Origin of the sequence: Formosa sp. A9 (genome assembly GCF_051200825.1) — a bacterium.
Lineage (GTDB): Bacteria > Bacteroidota > Bacteroidia > Flavobacteriales > Flavobacteriaceae > Formosa.
On record NZ_CP195158.1, the window covers coordinates 213,870 to 235,050 of the forward strand.

Annotated in this window: 17 protein-coding genes; 14 read left to right on the forward strand and 3 right to left on the reverse strand. The window is 35.8% G+C overall.

The window, feature by feature from the left end; genetic code table 11:
• Positions 1-33 precede the first annotated feature (33 nt).
• The 10 genes from ACR9EA_RS00830 (at position 34) to ACR9EA_RS00875 (ending at position 10,961) form a co-directional block, all read left to right on the forward strand.
• On the forward strand, positions 34-900 hold the full coding sequence (locus tag ACR9EA_RS00830) for a DUF58 domain-containing protein (protein ID WP_435136130.1): 867 nt from the start codon (positions 34-36) through the stop codon (positions 898-900).
• 13 nt (positions 901-913) lie between these two features.
• Entirely contained in the window at positions 914-2,599 is a 1,686-nt protein-coding gene (locus tag ACR9EA_RS00835; RefSeq protein WP_435136133.1) for a hypothetical protein, read from the forward strand.
• Positions 2,599-3,603, forward strand: a complete 1,005-nt coding sequence (locus ACR9EA_RS00840) for a vWA domain-containing protein (RefSeq protein WP_435136136.1) — start codon at positions 2,599-2,601, stop codon at positions 3,601-3,603. Before ACR9EA_RS00835 ends, ACR9EA_RS00840 begins: the two co-directional genes overlap by 1 nt.
• A 3-nt stretch (positions 3,604-3,606) precedes the next feature.
• On the forward strand, positions 3,607-4,644 hold the full coding sequence (locus ACR9EA_RS00845) for a vWA domain-containing protein (RefSeq protein ID WP_435136139.1): 1,038 nt from the start codon (positions 3,607-3,609) through the stop codon (positions 4,642-4,644).
• Positions 4,645-4,694: 50 nt separating this feature from the next.
• Complete coding sequence (locus ACR9EA_RS00850; protein WP_435136142.1) at positions 4,695-5,582, forward strand: tetratricopeptide repeat protein; 888 nt, start codon at positions 4,695-4,697, stop codon at positions 5,580-5,582.
• Between the two features lie 24 nt (positions 5,583-5,606).
• Positions 5,607-7,382, forward strand: coding sequence for a BatD family protein (locus ACR9EA_RS00855; RefSeq protein ID WP_435136144.1), 1,776 nt, complete (start codon positions 5,607-5,609; stop codon positions 7,380-7,382).
• A 6-nt stretch (positions 7,383-7,388) separates the two neighbouring features.
• A complete protein-coding gene (locus ACR9EA_RS00860; protein ID WP_435136147.1) occupies positions 7,389-8,138 on the forward strand; it encodes a tetratricopeptide repeat protein in 750 nt (249 codons plus the stop codon).
• A 72-nt stretch (positions 8,139-8,210) separates the two neighbouring features.
• Positions 8,211-8,510 (forward strand): hypothetical protein, encoded by a 300-nt coding sequence (locus tag ACR9EA_RS00865; RefSeq protein WP_435136150.1) that lies wholly within the window; start codon positions 8,211-8,213, stop codon positions 8,508-8,510.
• Positions 8,511-8,585: 75 nt separating this feature from the next.
• Positions 8,586-10,178: a SulP family inorganic anion transporter gene (locus ACR9EA_RS00870; protein WP_435136152.1), complete on the forward strand. Its 1,593-nt coding sequence runs from the start codon at positions 8,586-8,588 to the stop codon at positions 10,176-10,178.
• 156 nt (positions 10,179-10,334) lie between these two features.
• Positions 10,335-10,961, forward strand: a complete 627-nt coding sequence (locus tag ACR9EA_RS00875) for a carbonic anhydrase (RefSeq protein WP_435136155.1) — start codon at positions 10,335-10,337, stop codon at positions 10,959-10,961.
• Between the two features lie 103 nt (positions 10,962-11,064).
• Here ACR9EA_RS00875 and ACR9EA_RS00880 read toward each other — a convergent pair whose 3' ends face one another.
• The 3 genes from ACR9EA_RS00880 to ACR9EA_RS00890 are packed head-to-tail and all read right to left on the reverse strand — an operon-like array spanning position 11,065 to position 15,900.
• Complete coding sequence (locus ACR9EA_RS00880) at positions 11,065-12,315, reverse strand: T9SS type A sorting domain-containing protein (protein ID WP_435136157.1); 1,251 nt, start codon at positions 12,313-12,315, stop codon at positions 11,065-11,067.
• A 36-nt stretch (positions 12,316-12,351) separates the two neighbouring features.
• A complete protein-coding gene (locus ACR9EA_RS00885; protein ID WP_435136159.1) occupies positions 12,352-13,758 on the reverse strand; it encodes an HmuY family protein in 1,407 nt (468 codons plus the stop codon).
• 3 nt (positions 13,759-13,761) lie between these two features.
• The gene (locus ACR9EA_RS00890) at positions 13,762-15,900 is read right to left on the reverse strand and encodes a TonB-dependent receptor plug domain-containing protein (protein WP_435136162.1); all 2,139 of its coding nucleotides are present in this window, start codon (positions 15,898-15,900) and stop codon (positions 13,762-13,764) included.
• A 94-nt stretch (positions 15,901-15,994) separates the two neighbouring features.
• Between ACR9EA_RS00890 and ACR9EA_RS00895 the strand changes: the two genes are divergently transcribed.
• Genes ACR9EA_RS00895 through ACR9EA_RS00910 form a run of 4 tightly spaced genes read left to right on the forward strand, consistent with a single transcriptional unit; the run spans position 15,995 to position 21,138 of the window.
• Complete coding sequence (locus tag ACR9EA_RS00895) at positions 15,995-16,906, forward strand: DUF6607 family protein (RefSeq protein ID WP_435136165.1); 912 nt, start codon at positions 15,995-15,997, stop codon at positions 16,904-16,906.
• A gap of 7 nt (positions 16,907-16,913) precedes the next feature.
• Positions 16,914-18,419, forward strand: a complete 1,506-nt coding sequence (locus ACR9EA_RS00900) for an ankyrin repeat domain-containing protein (protein ID WP_435136168.1) — start codon at positions 16,914-16,916, stop codon at positions 18,417-18,419.
• Between the two features lie 5 nt (positions 18,420-18,424).
• Positions 18,425-18,919 (forward strand): DUF2271 domain-containing protein, encoded by a 495-nt coding sequence (locus ACR9EA_RS00905; protein WP_435136171.1) that lies wholly within the window; start codon positions 18,425-18,427, stop codon positions 18,917-18,919.
• A 14-nt stretch (positions 18,920-18,933) separates the two neighbouring features.
• The gene (locus ACR9EA_RS00910; RefSeq protein WP_435136174.1) at positions 18,934-21,138 is read left to right on the forward strand and encodes a PepSY domain-containing protein; all 2,205 of its coding nucleotides are present in this window, start codon (positions 18,934-18,936) and stop codon (positions 21,136-21,138) included.
• The last annotated feature ends 43 nt before the right edge of the window (positions 21,139-21,181 follow it).

Consider the following 21,181-nt stretch of genomic DNA (forward strand, 5'->3'; position numbering starts at 1 on the left):
TTATTTCAAAAAAGCACAATCGTAAATTGAAACATGGACACTAAAGAATTACTAAAAAAAGTACGAAAGATAGAGATTAAGACACGCCGTTTGTCTAATCATATTTTTGGAGGAGAATACCATTCTACCTTTAAAGGGCGTGGTATGACTTTTAGTGAGGTACGCCAATACCAATTTGGAGACGATGTTAGAAATATAGATTGGAATGTTACCGCACGATATAACGAACCCTATATAAAAGTTTTCGAAGAAGAGCGCGAATTAACCATGATGCTTATGGTAGATGTTTCGGGCTCGGAATGGTTTGGTACCGCTCAGCAATTTAAAAACGAGGTCGTTACAGAAATAGCGGCTACCTTGGCATTTTCGGCAACCCAGAATAACGATAAAATAGGGTTGGTATTATTTTCCGATGCTATAGAATTATACATTCCGCCCAAAAAGGGACGATCGCATGTATTACGAATAATTCGCGAATTAATAGAGTTCGAACCAAAAAGTAAGAAGACAAATGTTGTCGAGGCTTTTAAGTTTCTGTCCAGCGTAATGAAAAAGCGAGCCATAGTTTTTGTGCTGTCCGATTTTATTGCAGACGATTATAAACAGACTTTGAAAATAGCCTCGGGACGCCACGATGTTACTGGTATTCGGGTGTACGATAAACACGAAGAAAGCATTCCTAATTTAGGTATGGTACAGATGCAGGACGAAGAAACTGGAGAATTAATGCTGGTGAATACCGCATCTAAAACCGTAAGAAAAAATTACAGCAAATACTATCAAGATAAAGTTAATTATTATAAAGACAGTTTCGCAAAATCGGGAGCAGGAACTATAGATTGTCGTGTAGATGAAAGTTATGTTAAAAAACTGTTAGGCTATTTTAAACGCAGAGGATAATCGCTTAAAAAGTATGAAGAGCCATAAATTTACCATAAAACCTATATTAAAAAACAGTCTGTTAAGCCTTTTGTTTTTGTGCTTATTTACAAGCCTTAGCACGGCACAAGACTTAAAGTTTGGTATAGATTCCACAAACATAAAAGTTGGTGCGCAAATCACTTATAAAATAGAAGTTGTAACCGATACCACCAGTGTTGTTGTGTTTCCAGAAGGGCAAACATTTATGCCTTTAGAGGTTATAGAATCTTATGCTGTAGATACTACCAAACTGAATGATAAATTAAACCTGATAAAAAAATACGGTTTAACACAATTCGATTCTGGGCAATATACCATCCCGCCGCAAAAAGTCGTTTTAGGAAATAAAACACTGTTTACAGATTCGTTAAAAGTAGAAGTTAATAACGTAGTTATAGATACTACCAAGCAAGGACTTTACGATATTAAACCAATTATTGAAGTCGAAAAAACAAACAATAACTGGTGGCGATTACCACTGTATATTTTACTAGGTTTAATAATTATTGGGGGTATTCTGTACTGGTTTATTTGGCGTAAAAAACCATTAACCGAAGCCGAAGAAATTGCTTTATTACCGCCTTACGAACGCGCAAAATTAGCGCTTCAAAAACTAGATGAAAGTCATTATCTAGAACATTCCGAAATTAAAGAATACTATTCCGAATTAACACTTGTACTTCGAAAATATCTAGATGAAAAAGTATACGATAGGGCCTTAGAAAGTACTACCGATGAGTTAATCGCGAGGCTTCAGTTGTTAAAAGAAGGTAATCAAATAGATTTTAGCAAGGAAACTATAAAAAATATCGAGAGCATTTTAAAACGTGCCGATTTGGTGAAATTTGCTAAATCTGCACCAGATATTCAGTTGGCAGAACTCGATAAAAAAACAATCGAAGTAGAAATAGATCATGTAAAAGAAGTCCTTCCAGAACCAGATGAAGAAGAAAAACTTTTAGATCAGCAATATAAAGAAGCACAGGAACGCAAAAAGAAGCGTAAAAAAATTGTGTTAACCGTTGTAGGGGCTATCGTATTATTGGCCATGACCTTTACAGGTTTTGCCATTAAATATGGTTTCGATTATACAAAAGACACCATTTTAGGTCACGATTCTAAAGAATTGCTAGAGGGGCAATGGGTAACCAGCGATTATGGTGTGCCGCTAATTAGCATTACCACACCTAAGGTGTTAAAGCGTTTGGAGAGCCCAATTCCAGATCAATTAAAAGATAAAGTGCAGGTTACAGTGTTTGGTTACGGGTCTATTTTAGATTTATTTAGTATCACGGTAAACACAACCAAAACCTTAACTCCTAATGCGCAACAGCAAGGTCAGCAAAATGGAGCAGCACAAGAAAATACGATAGATTTAAACCAAGCCTCGGAAGAAGCCATTAAACAGTTCGAGCTTCATAAAGTTACCGATATTACTGTAAAACGCGATAAGTTTACCACGCCTAATGGCGCCGAGGGTTTAAAAACGTATGGTACGGGCCTTGTTCCTATTGCTAATACCGAGAATTATATTTTGGCACATTATATCATGTTGCATTTTACATCGCAAAATGTATTGCAGCAAATTGTAGTAAGTTGGAAAGATGGCGATGTTTATGCCGAAGAAATGGCAGAGCGTATAGTAAATTCGGTAGAACTTAATAAAAAATCACAATAATGTTTGAAGGGATAGAATTTTTGAACAAACAGGTATTTTGGTTGTTTTTATTACTGCCATTAGCCATTATCTGGTATCTTTTTAAACAGAATAAGCAAAATGCCGAGTTAAAGATGTCGAGCATTAAAGGGTTTAAAGTTACCCAATCGTGGCTGCCTAAATTAAAACATCTGCTTTTTGTATTGCGCTTATTGGCTTTAGCTTTGCTAATAACAGCATTGGCAAGACCTCGAACGGTAGATGTGTCTTCCAGAACAAAAACCACTAAGGGTATCGATATTGTAATGGCTATAGATGTTTCGGCAAGTATGCTGGCCAAAGATTTAAAACCAAACCGATTAGAAGCTTTAAAAGAAGTTGCGGCAGAATTTATTAAAGAGCGTCCTAATGATCGTATTGGTTTGGTAGAGTATGCTGGCGAAAGTTATACAAAAACACCAATTACCAGCGATAAAGCTATCGTAATTCGTTCTTTAGAAGATATTAAATACAATAATATTATAGAAGGCGGTACAGCCATTGGTATGGGTTTAGCAACTTCTGTAAATCGTTTAAAAGACAGTAAAGCCAAAAGTAAAGTTATTATTTTACTTACAGACGGTGTGAATAACTCAGGGTTTATAGATCCTAAAATAGCAAGCGAAATGGCGGTTGAGTTTGGAATCAAAACCTATACTATAGGTTTAGGGTCCAACGGTATGGCTTTGTCACCAATAGGCATGTTACCTAACGGAAGGTTTCAATATGGGCGTGTTCCAGTAGAGATAGACGAAGCTTTATTGCAAGAAATAGCAGCGGTAACAGGAGGTAAGTATTTTAGAGCAACAGATAATAAAAAGCTCGAAGAAATTTACGAAGAGATTAATAAGCTCGAAAAAACAGATATCGAAGAATTTAAATATTATAATTACGAAGAAAAATTCCGTCCCTTAGTTTTATTAGCCGGATTGTTATTAATTCTGGAAATTTTACTTCGTTCCACAATATTTAAAAGTTTTATATAAATAATGTATCAATTAGAAGAAAAAATATGGTTTTGGGTTTTGGCAATTATTCCTGTAATTATTGTCATATTTATGGCGTTACAACTCTGGAAACGTCATAAACAAAAACAATTTGCAGACAAAGCGCTTTTACAACGTTTAAGTCCAAATCGGTCGTTATTTAAGTCGGTTTTAAAACTTATAATGTTGTGTTTGGCGTTTGCGTGTTTGTCTGTAGCGCTAGTTAACCCTAAAATAGGAACCAAATTAGAAACCGTTAAACGCGAAGGTGTAGATATCGTGTTTGCGGTAGACGTTTCTAAAAGTATGTTGGCCGAAGATATCGCACCTAATCGTCTGGAAAAGGCCAAGCAATTAGTAACACAAATCATCAATAATTTAGCGAGCGACCGTGTGGGTATTATTGCCTATGCTGGGAAAGCATTTCCGCAATTACCCATTACTACAGATTATGCTTCGGCAAAAATGTTTCTTCAAAATATGAACACAGATATGCTGTCGTCTCAAGGTACTGCGATTAATGAAGCGATTAATTTAGCGAAAACCTATTTTGATGACGAAGAGCAAACCAACAGAGTGTTAATTATTATTTCCGATGGTGAAGACCATAGCGAAATGGCTGCCAAAGTAGCCGAAGAAGCTGCCGAAGAAGGTATAAGAATTTTTACCATAGGCGTAGGCGATGTTAAAGGCGGGCCAATACCACTAAAACATAATGGCATTACGCTCAATTATAAGAAGGATAGTAATGGCGAAACTGTTATTACTCGACTTAACGAAGAAACCCTGAAGAATATCGCCCAAGAAGCCGATGGGGTTTACATTAACGGAAGGCAAACAAGTGTGGTAGTCGATGAGATCCGCGACCTTTTAAATGGCATGGATAAAACCGAGTTCGAGGCCAAACAATTTGCAGATTTTAAAGATCAGTTTCAATGGTTTTTAGCACTAGCTATAGCTTTCCTTTTTATAGACATTTTCTTATTAGATCGTAAAACAGCATGGTTAAAGAAGTTAAACTTATTTAACGAAAACTTATGATAGAAAACGCTAAAAAATTAGTAATATTCGGTGATTTTGGAGTATTTGTTATGAAAAAGATACTATTACTTGTTTTGGTACTTTGTTCGTTTTCATCTTTTGCACAAGACAATGATGAAGTATTGCAGAACGCCAAAAGACTAGCCAATAACTTTGTTTTTGAAGGCAACGAAGACCTGAAAAACGACAATTATGTCGATGCCGAGATGGCTTATCGCAAAGCCATTTCTAACGAACAAACCAATATTTCTGGACTTTATAATTTAGGAACTTCGTATGTTAAAAAAGGAAACTACGATGAAGCTTTATACCGTTTACAACAAGCTGCGGCTAAAGCAACCAGCAAACCAGAAAAACATAAGGCTTACCACAACATTGGTAATATATTAATGCAAAATAAGCAGTGTAAGGAAGCTGTTGAGGCTTATAAAAATGCATTGCGAAACGATCCTTCAGACAACGAAACGCGTTATAATTTTGGCTTAGCCAAAGCATGTGCCGAGCAGCAGAAGCAAGACAATCAGAATAACGAAAACGATAATCAGGATCAGAATAAAGACCAGAACCAAGACAATCAAGATCAAAACCAAGATCAGAATAAAGATAATCAGGATCAAGATCAAAAGGATCAGGACAAACAAGACGAAGGCGATCAAAAAGATCAGGATAATAAAGATCAGGGCGATCAGGATCAAAAGGAAGGCGACCAAGACGAACAAGAAGATGGAAAGCCTAAAGACGATAAACAAGATCCTGGACAAGGCGATCAAGATAAAAAAGAACAACCCCAACAACCTAAACCACAACAAGGGCAAATGTCGCCACAGCAAATTAAAAACTTGCTAGAGGCCATGAATAACCAAGAACAAAAGGTTCAAGAAAAAATGAATGCCGAAAAAACAAAAGGGGTGCAAATACAAACAGATAAAGATTGGTAATTTATATTGCGAATAATACAGATAATGAAAGGGATTAAATACATATCTATACTTGTAATAGTATTGTTTTCAAACTTAGGCTTAGCACAAGTTAAGTTTGAAGCAAAACTTAGTAAAACAAAATTAGGTATTAACGAGCGTTTACGTGTAGATTTTGAAATGAACAAAGATGGCGATAATTTTAATCCGCCAGATTTTTCGAGTTTTAGCGTGGTTGGCGGTCCCAACCAATCGGTAAGTAAATCGTGGGTAAATGGCGTGTCTCAATTTTCTAAAACATACACCTATTTTTTAGCACCTAAAAGTCTGGGTAATTTTAAAATTAATCAGGCCACAATAGAAGTTGATGGGCAAGTGTATAAAACCACTCCGGTAACGGTAACGGTAACCAAGGCTGTCGATAAACCAAAAGATGGCAATAATGCCGATTATGTCGCTTCCGAGAATATTCATTTGGTGGCCGAAGTTTCTAAGGCAACACCATACCTTAACGAGGCTATAACGGTAGTCTATAAATTATTTGTGTCTCCCAATACAGGTGTAAGTAATTGGCGAGAGATTGATAGTCCGAAGTACAGCGATTTTTGGAGTCAGAATATCGAAATAAAAGGATTAAAAGTTCAGAATGGAACGTATAAAGGCGAAGATTATCGCTATGTTATTTTAAGAAAAACGGTATTGTATCCGCAAAAAACAGGTAAACTTTTAATAGAACCTTTAAGCTTAGATTTAACGGTTGATGTGCCTACAAACAGGCGCGATATCTTTGGTGGCCGATTAATGACACAGGTGCACAGAACAGTTTCGGCTGGCGAACGCACCATAAACGTAAAGCCGTTACCGGAACAAGGCAAACCACTAGATTTTACAGGTGCGGTAGGCGATTTCGATTTTAAAGTGACCACTTCAAAAACCGAATTGAAAGCGACAGAATCTTTAAATCTTAATGTTGAGGTCTCAGGAAACGGAAATTTAAAGTTATTCGAACTTCCAAAGGTTAATTTACCAAGTTCTTTAGAGGTTTATGAGCCAGAACATACCGAAAACGTACAAACCAATTTACAAGGTATGCAAGGTCGAATTTCCGATAATTATACGGTTGTTCCTCAATTTAAAGGTAAATACCCTATACCTAGCATTTCATTTTCTTATTTCGATGTAAAAACCGAAAGTTACAAGCGTTTGTCTTCCGATGAGATAATTGTAAATGTTTTTCAAGGGCCTAACAATACATCGGCGCCAGACAATAGTGCGACATTAGCGAATAATGGCAAACAACCTGTGGTTGTTAATAGCGACCATTTTGCATTTATTAAAACGCAGCCTAATTTGGTGTCTGTAAAACCATCGCAATTTTTTAAAACAAAATTATTTTGGGGGTCTTTATTAGCGCCGTTATTGGCTATACCCTTAGCTATGGTATTTAGAAAACAAAAAGCAGTTCGCGATGCCGATGTGGTAGGTAATAAAATACGAAAAGCAGATAAATTGGCGAAGAAATATTTAAGCGAAGCCAAGAAAGCATTAGGCCAAAAAGAAGCATTTTATGTCGCTCTAGAAAAAGCGTTACACAACTATTTAAAAGGAAAATTAAATATTGAAACAAGCGAGTTTAGCAAGGATAAAATCAGCGAACTATTAACATCTAAAGCTGTAGATACCGAAGTGGTAACCGATTTTACAAGTTTGTTGGAAAGCTGCGAATTAGCGCGATATACGCCGTCTACCAACGTGGCTATGCAACAAGATTACGACAAAGCGGCTAAAACCATTTCGTTAATAGATAAACAAATTAAATAAGTTAAGATGAAAGCTGTAGTATACATACTTACTTTTTTGTGGGCGAGCTTAACTTTTGCCCAAAACGAAACGATTTTCGAGCAAGGAAATGCGCTGTATAACGATGGTAAATATGCCGAGGCGGTAGATAAATATCAAACCATATTGGATAGTGGCATGCATTCATCGGAATTGTATTTTAATTTAGGAAATGCCTATTATAAGCTAAATCAGATAGCGCCTAGTATTTATTATTACGAGAAAGCACTTCAATTAAATCCGCAGGATAAAGACATTAAAAATAATATGGCTTATGCCAAAAACATGACTATAGACGCTATAGATGTTGTGCCAGAAGCTGGAATTTCTAAAATAGTAAATAACATTACCAATAGCATGACTTACGATGGGTGGGCCATAACAACGGTTTTATTATTTCTTGCTTTTGTGGTGCTATTTTTAATTTATTATTTCGCCGAGTATACCAACCGTAAGCGTATGGCTTTTACAGGAAGTTTTTTGGTTTTGGCAGCAGGAATTTTAACTTTAGTTTTAGCGTTTCATAGTTTTAGTTTAGATAAAAAAAATAATCCAGCCATAGTTTTTGCCCAAGAAAGTCAGGTTAAAAGCGAGCCCAATTTAAGCAGTCAGGAGGTTTTTAAACTTCATGAAGGCACGAAAGTACAGATATTAGATACCGTTAATAACTGGAAGAAAATTAAGTTGGCCGACGGAAAAACAGGATGGATCTCTAGTGAAGACATTAAAAAGATTTAAGTTTTTTAAAGATAATAATTTAAAAAATTAACATCAAAACCGTATTTTTGTTAAGAAGCTAAATTGATTTTTATGGCAAAAATGGTTTTTACATACTTTCTGTTTTTGGTTTTTACAATGTTTATTGCAATGCCAACAGTAGTGTCTTTTGTGAATGAAAGCTACGATATTTCCTCTTTCTATAATAATATTAACGAAGAAGAAAACCATAAAAATGAAGTCGTTAAAAAAGTTGAACTGAAACTTCTTGAGCAATCTTTATATCAAAACGTATTGTTTGTTAAAGGCCACGCAGAGAATGTATCTTTTTATCAAAACACCTATACTTCATTAAGTCTCGATCTTCAATATCCTCCACCTGAATTATCATAATATAACACAGTTTCATAGGCTTGATTAATTAAATCTAATCGGGCAAAGTTTAAAAGAATTAAAACAGGTTGTATTATGTTTAAAACAATTAAAAATGATTTGCCGGCAAGTATTGTCGTGTTTTTTGTAGCCTTACCTTTATGTCTTGGTATTGCTTTGGCTAGTGGTGCTCCTCTATTTTCAGGTGTAATTGCTGGTATTGTAGGAGGAATAGTTGTAGGAGCTTTAAGTGGCTCTAAAATCGGTGTTAGTGGGCCAGCCGCAGGGTTGGCCGCAATTGTATTAACCGCTATAGGAGCTTTAGGCGGATATCAGAATTTTTTGGTAGCTGTTGTTTTGGGTGGGATAATTCAATTGGCTTTAGGGTTTTTAAAGGCCGGTGTAATTGGTTATTATTTTCCTTCATCTGTAATAAAAGGAATGTTAACGGGCATAGGAATTATTATCATTCTAAAGCAAATTCCACACTTTTTTGGTTATGATGCCGAGCCTGAAGGCGCCGATAGTTTTTTAGAAATTTCAGGAGAAAATTCCTTTTCAGCAATATTTAATGTTTTTAATCATATAACCATGGGGTCTATGATTATAGGAATAGTAGGTCTGTTTACCATTTTGTTTTGGGATAATATTCTGGCAAAAAAAGCAAAAATATTTACTTTAATACAAGGGCCATTAGTTGCTGTAGCTTTAGGAATACTCTTTTTTGTTTTAACCCAAACCAGCAGTACTCTTAGTATTTCCGAAACACATTTAGTAAATGTGCCTATTCCTGAAGATATTAATTCTTTTTTAGGGCAGTTTACCTTTCCTAATTTTAAGGTCATTACAAATCCAGAAATATGGGTTACAGCCTTTACCATTGCACTTGTTGCTAGTTTAGAGACGTTATTGTGTGTGGAGGCTACAGATAAAATCGATCCCAATAAAAATGTAACGCCAACCAATCGCGAGTTACTGGCTCAAGGTACTGGTAATATTTTGTCTGGATTGATAGGAGGGTTACCCATTACGCAAGTAATAGTAAGGAGTTCTGCTAATATTCAATCTGGAGCTTTAAGTAAAATGTCGGCTATAATCCATGGGTTTTTGTTATTAATTTCGGTAGTGTTAATTCCGCGTTTACTAAATATGATTCCGCTGTCGGTTTTAGCAGCAATTTTATTGGTTGTAGGCTATAAATTAGCAAAGCCAAAGTTATTTAAAGAAATGTATAGAATGGGGTGGAAACAATGGTTGCCTTTTATAGTAACTGTTCTTGGTATCGTGTTTACCGACTTATTAAAAGGTATAAGCCTAGGTTTGATAGTTGGCGTTATAGTTATACTTTTAAAGAGTTATCAGAACTCTCATTTCCTTCATATTGAAGACAAGAGTAATGGCAGGCATCAAATAAAAATGACATTAGCAGAAGAAGTAACGTTTTTTAATAAAGGTGCCATTTTAAAAGAGCTAGATAGCTTGCCTAAAAATACATATTTAGAGTTAAATCTTATTAATACGAGATATTTAGATCATGATATTATAGAGATTTTAGAGGATTTTGCGGTTAAAGCCAAAGAACGAAATATAGATGTAAAATTGGTTTCTAAACGCGGAATTGTAGAAAACCCAGATAGTTATATTAAATTTTTTAGAGAAAGACCAAAATCTAAAATGAGTTTGAGTTAAAAAAAATAGTATTAAACAAATTACGATTTGTGAAAATCTATTAGTTTAGGATGTAATTTATAAGGTAAAAACACTATTTACATCAGTAAAATGAGGTTTAATCCTTAAATTAAATTTGAAAAATAGGATATAAAAAACAAACTAAAAGTTATAATTATGAAATTAAAACAGGTTTTTAAAAACAACGAAGACTGGATTAAGAATAAATTAGCACAGGATACAAAGTATTTCGAAAATATAGGAAAAGGACAAAGTCCAGAGTTTTTATACATCGGCTGTTCCGATAGTCGCGTTGATGCAGAAGGATTAATGGGTTTAGAGTTGGGGGAAGTTTTTGTGCACCGAAATATTGCTAATATGGTGCCTAATACCGATTTAAATGTGATGTCGGTTGTAAATTATGCCGTAGAGCATTTAAAAGTAAATCACGTGGTGGTTTGCGGTCATTATGGTTGTGGTGGTGTAAAAGCAGCGATGCAATCTCAAGATTTAGGTATTTTAAACCCGTGGTTACGCAATATTAGGGATGTGTATCGTATTCATGCTAAAGAATTAGATAAGATTAAAGATGAGGATAAACGTTACAATCGTTTAATAGAGCTAAACGTGCAGGAGCAGTGTGTTAACCTTATTAAAACTGCCGAAGTACAAAAAGCAATTCGTACCCGAGGCGTAAAAGTACATGGTTGGGTTTTCGATATTTATACTGGAAAATTAATCGATCTGAAAATAGATTTCGATGCTATTTTAGAAAATATCAGACAAATTTATCATTTAGATTAAAACATATTGTTTACTCAAAAACAATTGTAAAAATATTGATTTGCATTAAAGTAAAAAAGCCACTCAAAATAGAGTGGCTTTTCATTCAAACAAAAATAAAAACTTATCTAAGAACAAGTTTCTTGGTTACTGACTGATTTCCTGATGTAAATTTTAAAATGTAAACACCGCTTTGTAGGTTGTTTAATTGTAATTCTTTATTGTAAAAGCCATTTTGGTTTTTAATGGTGGTCTCAAAAACTTTTGCACCTGTAACAGCATAAATAGAGATGTTACTTTGTGTAGCCTGTAAAGCATTAACATCGTAAATTAAGTTGATTTTTTTGTCGGTAGTAGGGTTAGGGTAAATGCCAAAAGCAATACCTTCATTAACATCTGTAATGCTTAATTTTTCGGTTACATCTTCAAAGTTGAAAGATAGATTTCCTGTAGAACTACCTTCAAACCCTGTAAATACTAGGCGGTAAATGTTTCCTGCTTCGGTTTTAACATAATAAGCGGTATCGGAATCTATGTCGTAAGTGTAAGTTTCCATACTAAACGATTTCCAGTTATAACCAATAGTATTTATTGCTTCGGCATAGGTTAAATTAGAAGTGTCTGGGTTTTCTCCAGATTCATCGTTTACAGCAACGGTAATCCCTGCATTAACCAATGCTCCTGTAACCATATATTTCATGGTTTCTGTGGCGCTTACAGGTACATCGGTGTAGTATTTACCAAATACTAAGTGCCAAGCATCCATAGCTGGTTCGGCAACAACTTTACTATTAGTTTTAAAAGAGAAATAGTTAAAACGATTAGTGTCGTTTTCGCTGTTTAAAATAACTTCTGTTTTGTCTTCGCTCCAAGCACTACCATCCCAAGTCGCGTATTTAAAGGTGTAGCCGCCGTAATAATCTTCGTTTATAAATTTAACAAATGTGCCATCTATTAATTTTAAGACAAAAATGATGCTTCCTGTAACATGGTGATTAGCTATATTATATTCCCCCCAGCCATATGTTGCAGAACCTTGATCGTAAGCCCCAGAAGTCCAATTGGTGTCGTCGTTGTATAATTGTGTCCAATTGTCGATGTTGGCAACATCTATAGCGCTCCAGTTTTCGATATCATCAGAAGCTTCATAAACTTCAACTAAAGCATTTGTGCGGATGCCCATGCTCATGGCACTGGTTCTTAAAAATCCGATATCCCACGAATCTGCTGCAAAACTAGTTTCTGTTTGGGTATCTAGGTTGTAGTATACGGTATTTGCATAATCAGGATCTAAAGATACCGTGGCGTCTGTTGCTTGTGCAAAGGCAGCTGCCCCGATAAGAAACAGACCTAAAGATTGTAAAGTTTTTTTCATAATAAGATGTTTTTTAAGGTTTTTAAAAGGATATAATTATTGTAATAATTCGTATTCAAATTCTGGATGACCGCGTTCCCCCTGATTATTGGACATCGCTAAAAAGCGTAGTTTATATAGGTTGTCGTTTGGATCTTTTATAATGAAGTAGTAGTTGCTATCTGCAGCGTTTGTAAACACGTCTCTCCAATTAGAACCTATGATAGTTTGGTCTTCTAGGAACAATGATTGATCGATTGAAGCCAAGTTGAAATCGGCATAGGGTATATTAGATACTTCTACCACATAAGCACTAGTTCCACCAAGTCTGTTGTGTTTTACAAAATCTGAATACCCGTAGCTCCCTGAGCCTTCAATAACATTGGTAAACACTGTAAAACAAACATCCCATTGTTCTTTTTCGGGCTCTACATTTACAATGGCATTACTGTTAAAACTAAAGTGCGTAAAGTTGAAGTCTGGTGTTTTAGGAATACTGATTTCTTGATGTGTGGTGGCCTCTAAATCGGCATACTGCAACAGGTAGTGATTGTCTCGTTGTAATACTCGAATTTTTTTGTAACCACGATGATCACTAGCAACGGCTACGCTGCCATTAACTGGTTTTATTGTCCCGACTTCATAACCGAGATTTACTAGATAGACTTTGTTTTCTGCATCGTTTTCAGATACTTCGGCAATGGCTGTCTCTAAAATGTTGCCGCTAGGGGCATCGATATAGGCTTCGTTTTCAGGGTCGAAAGTACCAACGGCGACTAGTTTCTTTAAATCGGAAGTGTTAGCAGTATTTACTTGGTCTATATTTGTAAAGGTTGTTGCTCCAGCAGCCATATACACTGATCCGTTTATGGTTACCCGAAAAGCATCTCCGCTGTAAAATCCTAAGTCCCAAGAATCGCGCTGTACCTCGGTTTGTGCTTTACTGCTTAAATCTATGTATACTTGGTTGGCTTCGTTGGGGCCACCTATATTTGGTAATAAATGTCCGCCTAATGCTGCACTAGAATTTAAAGTGAATTTAGTGTACCCTTGAATATTGGAGTTGCTATAGTCTATATTTGTGATTTGGAAATTGATTGCGGTGGTTTCATCTAAAAACGGATTTAGTTTTTCGAAGGTTAAACCATTCGTTAATTCACCCGAATTAATAGATAGGGTTATCTCGTTATTGTTGGCTTCGGGTTGGGTTTTAAAATCGATGCCGTAGGTGGCATTTTCGGCACTTATGCTTATGGTTACAGTACCTTGTTGTTCGGCAATTTCGGAATATTCTAAAGCAATGTTCGTGCTGGTTTCTATCTCTTGTAAATTTCCAGATAAGTTAGAGAAAGCAACTACAAAAGGTTCTGGGGTAAATGCAGAATCTTCACTACAGGACTGTATACTAATAGCACAAAGAATGCCTATTAAAACGACAGATATTTTATTTAAAATGGCTTTCATAAATTAAATATTAAAGTTGTAGGCTAGTTTTATAAAGTACGATCGGCCGTAACCTAAAAGCAAACTGCTCGCCGGGCCATTGTGTGCACCGCCTGAAACAGCAGTGGTATTAACTTCGGTTACATCTAGTAGGTTTCGGATGCCTCCTGTTATTTCGAAAGCATTATTGAAGAACGATTTTTTTGCGGTAAAGTCCAGCCAACTGTAAGGGTCTGTAGTACCTTTTACGTATTCGGCGTCGCCATTGTCGTTGGTTTCTTCTACAAATTGATGCTGTTGCCCCACGTATTTAAAATATAAGGCAAACGACGTGTTCCAGTTTGGTACCAAATAACTAACCGTGCTATTAAGTTGCATATTATACAAAAAGTCGTTGTTTGGATTTAAAGAACTATCTAATATTTTAGAAATCCCTAACACCGAAATACCCAACTGTGCTTTTAAACGTTTGTACTGTAAACTGTTTTCTGAGAAAATACCAAAAGAGGTGTATTTGTCGATGTTGTTATATTGATAGGATAACGGATTTTGTTCTACAATAATTAACTCAATACGATCGGAGACATTAAGGTACGAGCCACTTAATTTGGTTTTTAGTAACAGGCCATTCTGACTTAAATCGAATGCTTTCTTAAAATGCAGAAAGGCAGAGATACCTTTTTCTGGGTTTAAGTCGGGATTACCTTGTACGTTGTGGTTAACATCTACAAAATAGGTGAAAAGCTCATCGTAGCTTGGGGTTCTGTTTGCCGAGCCTATAATGGCACGTAATTCGTAATTGTTTTTAAAACTGTATTTACTACTTAAAGAAAAAACGTATTGATTATCGAATAGATTTGAAAAGGATACTCTTGCTCCAGGACGTAACGAAAAGGCATCACTTAAAGTGATTTCGGATGATGCAAAAACATCGTAATTGTTTAATTGTTGATCTACTTGATCTTTATCTGGATTTATAGTAATGGCAAAAGGTGAGCCTGAGCCTTTTTCGTTGGTTAACTCGTAACCAGCTTGTAAGCTAAACGTATTGTTTTGTAAAAGATTACTAAATGTACCGCGTGAAAATAACGCAGTTCTAGACAAATATTCACCTTCGGTAACGTTGTATTTTTCGTCTTCGTGAATACGGTAAGTATACTGTTCTAAATCTTTGGTTTGGGTTTGGTACGATATGGAAACATCGTAATTCACCCTCTTTTTTATAAGTCCATTGGCATTTAAATGATTATAAAAACGGTTATTGGTGTAAATTTCGTCTAAAGCAGTCGGGGCGCTAGTAGCCGTAGCTGGGTTTGTATTTGGGTCTACAGCCGAGTTGTATTTGTCTATCTTCTCGTTAAAATAATCGAACTTATAAAAAATATTGAAATTGTTTTTGCTGTAATTTATAAGCGCCTTACCGTTTTGTTGTAGTTTGGGTAACCATTCGTGGCCACGTAAGCCATCATTTTTATCGTAATGCTCGCCTTGTTTGTCGCCCCAATAGCCACCAAAATCGTTTCGGCTATAGCCAATATTTGCATAAATATTATCGGTAAAATTATGATTAACCTGTAAGGATTGAATATGTCTGCCTTTATCGAACCATTCGTATTCGTTACCAACAGTTTCTTCTTGTAAATAGGTTTTTATTTGCGTACCGTATTTAGACGATTTTTTAGTGATAATGTTTATGATACCCGATACGGCATTCGAACCGTATTGTACGCCCATAGCACCCTCTACAATTTCAATTTGTTCGATATCGTCTAGGTTAATTAGGGTTAAATCCATGTTGTTACCAACACCTTCTTCATTAATAACAGGTACATTATCTATTAAAACTTTAAAGTATTGTGCATCTAAACCAAACAAACTAACACCAGATTTTCCAGTAGCAGGGTTGGGAGTTACAGTAATATTTAGGGTTTGGTTTAATAAATCGGCAAGGTTGTTGGCGGCTTGCTGTTCTATAGTACGTCGGTTTATCACCTTAACTTCGAACACCGATTTTTTAACCGATTGTGGGTTGTATTGTCCTGTAATCACAACTTCGTCTAGTTTTTCTACATCTAGAGAGTCTATTTGTTTTGTTTGGGCGTTTACAGAAATACCGCAGAGAAGTATAAAAAAAAGTAAAATATAATTTTTATTTAGACTCATTCTTATTTAAATTTGTGGCAAATATATCAAGTTATTTTAAATGAATCTAAATAAGGATATGTTTTTTTAAAAAATATTAATTTTAAATAAAAAGATGAAGCGACTATTACTACTGGCCTTATGCGCAACGGCATTTAACTTTAATGCTGCTAATGCACAAAAAAAGAAAAAGCAAGACCAAGATGCTATTAAAAGCATGTGTGGTTGTTACGAAGTGAATTTTAATTTTGCCGAAACCTTTAATTATGCAAACGATTCTGCCTATGTGCCTTCAAAAGTAAAGCACGATAAAGGTTTAGAATGGGTGCAATTGGTTGAGGATTCTAAAGATGACATTTCGCTACAACATTTATTAATTGTTGGAGATCCTGCACATCCGCATATTGTAAAACACTGGAGACAAGATTGGGAGTACGAAAATACCGATTTGTACGTGTACAATGGCGACAACGCGTGGAACTACGTAAGTTTGCCTAAAGCCGATGTAAAAGGGCAGTGGTCTCAAAAAGTATTTCAGGTAGACGATAGTCCGCGTTACGAAGGGTCTGCATCGTGGGTACATGTAGATGGTAAAAGTTATTGGGAAAACACCACAACAGCACCGCTTCCGCGTCGCGAATACACGCAACGTAGCGATTACAATATTACTTTAAGACGCAACCGCCAGGAAATTACTAAAGACGGTTGGGTACACGACCAAGACAACGATAAAGTAATTCGTGAAGCTGGTAAACAAGATGTTGTTATCGCTCAAGAAAAAGGTTATAATACGTATAAAAAGGTAGACGATAGCAAATGTAAAGCAGCACAAGATTACTGGGCAAAAACAAGTGCAAAGTGGGCTTTAGTACGTGCTAAATGGGATGAGGTATTTGCAAGAGATACCAACTTAAATTTAGAAGAAAAAGTAGATAACAAACAACTGTATAAATATTTGTTTTCGGATACCGAATATCAAGATGAAGCTTCAATAAATACGGTTATCGATTCTTTCGTGAAAAAATAATGCTATTATGATACACTCAACCTTTAAGAAAAGTATATTAGGACTCTCTTTAATGTTAGGTCTTGCAGCTAGTGCGCAAGAGTCTAACGTATTTTTAAATCGTGATTTTTGGAAATCGAATCCGTCTGTAGCGGTAGTAGACGAAAAAATTAAGGCAGGAAACAACCCGTCAGAAATGACTTCTTCAAGTTTCGATCCTGTTGTATTGGCTATCTTACAAGGCGCTCCAGATGCTACGGTTAAACATTTAATAAACCAAAAAGGAAACGATGTTAATAAGCTTACCCACGACGGACGTACTTATATTTTTTGGGCAGCTAATAAAAGCAATGTGCCATTAATGGAGTATTTGTTAAGTAAAGGTGCTAAAACCGATATTGTTGACAATCACGGTTTATCCTTATTAAATTTTGCCGCAGCAACAGGGCAAACCGATACCAAAGTGTACGATTTGTGTTTAGCTAATGGCGCTAACCTAAAAACCGATCTAGATCACCACGGAGCAAATGCTTTACTTTTAGTTTCGCAACGTGCTAAGGATTTTGAAACAATCAATTATTTTGTGTCTAAAGGTTTAGATATTAATAGTAAGGATGCCGATGGAAACGGAATTTTTAATTACGTAGCTAAATCTGGAAACACTAATATGTTAAATCAGTTAATAGAAAAAGGTGTAGATTATAAAAATTTAAACAACGAAGGTGGTAACGCCATGATTTTTGCCAGTAAAGGTGGTCGCGGACCAGCAAACGGTCTGGATGTTTTTAAGTTTTTAGAGTCGAAAGGTATCGAGCCAAATGTTACTACTAAAAATGGTTTTACGCCATTACACGGTTTAGCCGGAAGAAGTAAAGATACCGAAGTTATTAATTATTTTTTAGCTAAAGGTGTAGATGTTAATCAGGCCGATGATAACGGAAATACGCCTTTTATAAATGCTGCTTCAAGAAACGATTTGGAGATTGTAAAATTGCTTCATAAACACGTTAAAGATATTAATGCAACGAACAAAAAAGGCGAATCTGCTTTGGCTTTAGCTGTTCAAAATAACAAAACAGAAGTTGTATCGTATTTATTAGAGCAAGGCGCTAATATTAATGTGGTTGATGGCAACGGAAACAATTTAACAGCGTATTTAATTAATGGATTTTCGCCAAGAAGCGAAGCCGAATTCAAGAAAAAATTAACGTTGTTACAAGCTAAAGGTTTAAATATTGCGAAACCACAAGATAATGGTAACACGTTATACCACTTAGCTTTAAACCAAAATAGTATGGATTTATTGAAGCTGGCAAAAACCTCTAAAGTCGATATCAATGCGGTTAATAAGGAAGGGAATTCACCTTTATTACAAGAAGCCATGTCGGCTAAAGACGATACCGTTTTAAAATATTTGTTAGCCAATGGCGCCGATAAATCGATTAAAACAGAATTCGACGAAACAGCTTACGATTTAGCTAGCGAAAACGAGCTTTTAAAAGCTAATAAGGTTAATATTAATTTCTTAAAGTAAGAAAGATGCAAAAATTTTCAGTTATAAAAACATTAGGAGCATTGGCTCTGGTTGTTTTCAGTTTATATTCATTTAAAACTGTGGCGCCTGCTACCAAGTACAAATGTATGGTGCAGATGACTAACTATACAGGCGAAGGTGCTTATGTGGTTATTTCATTAATCAACCCACAAGGGGAATACGAAAAAACCTTGTACGTACAAGGAGACGATAGCGAATGGTACAACGATATTACCTCGTGGTGGGCATTTTACGGTAAAAAACGCCATAATATCGATGCGATTACCGGAGCAACAGTTGCTGGTGGACAACGTAGTATTAACGTGGTAGAAATTGAAGATGCTAAAATTGATGCAGGATACAGCATCCGATTTGAGTCGGCGGTAGAAGATCAGGAATATTACGAGCAAGATGTACAGTTCGAACTGACTTCGGCAAGCGTAAAAAGTAAAGTAGAAGGAAAAGGATTTATTCGTTACATACGAATGATTCCTAACTAAAATTGTAGTAACAGATGACAATTTCAATATGGAGATATAGCCATTTAGCCTTGGCTGTATCTTCTTTTGTTTTTATAATATTGGCCTCGGTAACGGGCGTTATCTTGGCATTCGAGCCTATTTCCAATCAAATTCAACCGTATAAAATTGATGGATTTAATCAGGTAAATTTAGCCGAAACCGTTAGTCAATTAAAGGCAAATTATATTGAAGTTATCGATCTTAAAATAGATGAAAACGACTTTGTTGCTGCATCTGTAATTACCGAAGAAGGTGACGCCGAAACCTTTTACATTAACCCGAAAACGGGTGAAAAATTAGGTGATATAATAGAGAAAGCGCCACTTTTTAATTGGGCAACAAATTTTCACAGATCCCTGTTTTTAAAATCTATTGGTCGAATTTTTGTTGGAATTACATCCTTTTTACTGTTTTTAATAGCCGTTTCCGGAACAGTTTTAATAGTGAAGCGACAACGTAGTGTTAAGCGTTTTTTCAATAAAATAGTCAACGAGAGTTTCTCGCAATATTACCACGTGGTTTTAGGACGTTTATCCTTAATTCCAATCCTAATTATTACGCTTACGGGTGTGTATTTGTCTTTATACCGTTTCGATTTATTGCCGAAGGAGTCGATAAATCACGAGGTAGATTACGAAGCCATTACTTCGGAACCTAAATTGTCAATTGCCGACCAGCCTATTTTTAAAGATACGAAGTTGTCTGAAGTTCGCGAAGTAGAGTTTCCGTTCTCAGACGATGTAGAAGATTATTACACTTTAAAACTGAAAGACCGAGAGGTTTTGGTCAATCAATACACGGGCGATATTTTAAGTGAAACGGCTTATCCCTTTATTACTTTGGCTTCGCGTTTAAGCATCAATTTGCATACGGGACAGGGTAGTATAATTTGGGCTTTAATTTTGGCCCTAGCCTGTGTGAATATTCTGTTTTTTGTGTATTCTGGTTTTGTAATGACTTTTAAACGGCGTCGTGCCAAGCTTAAAAATAAGTTTAAAAAGGATGCTGCGAAGTATGTTATTTTGGTTGGTTCGGAAAATGGTAGTTCCTTACAATTTGCGAACATGTTGCACAAACAATTGTTGAAAATTGGGGAATCATCATTTATAGCAGAATTGAATCAGTTTGATCGTTATAAAAAATTACAGCATTTAGTTGTTATTACAGCGACTTACGGTCAGGGAGATCCACCAGAAAATGCTACAAAATTTATTGAAAGATTGCAGAACACACAAATAGAAAAACCGTTTAGTTTTTCGGTAGTTGGCTTTGGTTCTTTGGCTTATCCCGATTTTTGTAAATACGCTTTTACAGTAGATACCTGTTTACAAGAACAAACCAATGGCTTGCAATTATTAGAGCCATTTACCATTCATAATAAATCGTTCGAAGCGTATACGCAATGGATTAATGCGTGGTCCAAAAAGGTTGGTTTAACCATTACCTTATCGGCAGACGATGTTGCTGAACCTAAAAAACGCAAACAAAGTTTTGCTATCACCCATAAAACAGTAGCCAATCAAAATCCAGACGATACGTTTACCATGCTGCTGAAGCCAAAATTGGGATTACCGCGGTTTCAATCGGGTGATTTGTTGGCGATTCAACCAGAACCGAATAGTATTGAACGTTTATACTCGGTAGGAAAAGTGGATAAACAAATTTGCTTGAGTGTAAAACGTCAGGAATTGGGCTTGTGTTCTAATTATCTAAACGATTTGCAACTAGGTGAAACATTAAAAGCGCGTGTTATTAAAAACAAGGAATTCAGGTTGCCAAAAAACACGAAGCAGGTGTTAATGATTGCCAATGGTACGGGGATTGCACCATTTCTGGGGATGATTAACCAAAACAACAATGGCAAACAGATGCAATTGTATTGGGGCGGCCGCCAAGAAAGTTCGTTCGAGATATACAAACCGTTAATTGAATCTGGTTTAAAGAGCAAACAATTGAGTCGTTTGGAAATTGCTTATTCACAGATTAACGGACATAAAGTGTATGTTCAAAATCTGTTAGAACGCGACGCCGAAGCGGTAGCTAAGGTATTTCAAGATAAAGGAATTATCCTTATTTGTGGGTCGATCGCCATGCAAAAAGGTGTTTTAGACGTTTTGGAAACTATTTGTGAAACCCAATTGCAGAAACCGTTAAGCTATTTTAAAAACAGGGGACAGCTTAAGTTGGATTGTTATTAATTAGAGGATGGAGTATTGAGATTTTAGTTTTAGATAATAGAAG

Excerpts from the sequence above, each read along its gene's own strand:
- ACR9EA_RS00900 (WP_435136168.1), top strand. The coding sequence starts at position 16,914 with ATGATACACTCAACCTTTAAGAAAAGTATATTAGGACTCTCTTTAATG.
- ACR9EA_RS00850 (WP_435136142.1), top strand. The coding sequence starts at position 4,695 with ATGAAAAAGATACTATTACTTGTTTTGGTACTTTGTTCGTTTTCATCT.
- ACR9EA_RS00910 (WP_435136174.1), top strand. The coding sequence starts at position 18,934 with ATGACAATTTCAATATGGAGATATAGCCATTTAGCCTTGGCTGTATCT.
- ACR9EA_RS00855 (WP_435136144.1), top strand. The coding sequence starts at position 5,607 with ATGAAAGGGATTAAATACATATCTATACTTGTAATAGTATTGTTTTCA.
- ACR9EA_RS00885 (WP_435136159.1), bottom strand. The coding sequence starts at position 13,758 with ATGAAAGCCATTTTAAATAAAATATCTGTCGTTTTAATAGGCATTCTT.
- ACR9EA_RS00845 (WP_435136139.1), top strand. The coding sequence starts at position 3,607 with ATGTATCAATTAGAAGAAAAAATATGGTTTTGGGTTTTGGCAATTATT.
- ACR9EA_RS00835 (WP_435136133.1), top strand. The coding sequence starts at position 914 with ATGAAGAGCCATAAATTTACCATAAAACCTATATTAAAAAACAGTCTG.
- ACR9EA_RS00905 (WP_435136171.1), top strand. The coding sequence starts at position 18,425 with ATGCAAAAATTTTCAGTTATAAAAACATTAGGAGCATTGGCTCTGGTT.
- ACR9EA_RS00895 (WP_435136165.1), top strand. The coding sequence starts at position 15,995 with ATGAAGCGACTATTACTACTGGCCTTATGCGCAACGGCATTTAACTTT.
- ACR9EA_RS00870 (WP_435136152.1), top strand. The coding sequence starts at position 8,586 with ATGTTTAAAACAATTAAAAATGATTTGCCGGCAAGTATTGTCGTGTTT.
- ACR9EA_RS00830 (WP_435136130.1), top strand. The coding sequence starts at position 34 with ATGGACACTAAAGAATTACTAAAAAAAGTACGAAAGATAGAGATTAAG.
- ACR9EA_RS00865 (WP_435136150.1), top strand. The coding sequence starts at position 8,211 with ATGGCAAAAATGGTTTTTACATACTTTCTGTTTTTGGTTTTTACAATG.
- ACR9EA_RS00890 (WP_435136162.1), bottom strand. The coding sequence starts at position 15,900 with ATGAGTCTAAATAAAAATTATATTTTACTTTTTTTTATACTTCTCTGC.
- ACR9EA_RS00840 (WP_435136136.1), top strand. The coding sequence starts at position 2,599 with ATGTTTGAAGGGATAGAATTTTTGAACAAACAGGTATTTTGGTTGTTT.
- ACR9EA_RS00880 (WP_435136157.1), bottom strand. The coding sequence starts at position 12,315 with ATGAAAAAAACTTTACAATCTTTAGGTCTGTTTCTTATCGGGGCAGCT.
- ACR9EA_RS00860 (WP_435136147.1), top strand. The coding sequence starts at position 7,389 with ATGAAAGCTGTAGTATACATACTTACTTTTTTGTGGGCGAGCTTAACT.
- ACR9EA_RS00875 (WP_435136155.1), top strand. The coding sequence starts at position 10,335 with ATGAAATTAAAACAGGTTTTTAAAAACAACGAAGACTGGATTAAGAAT.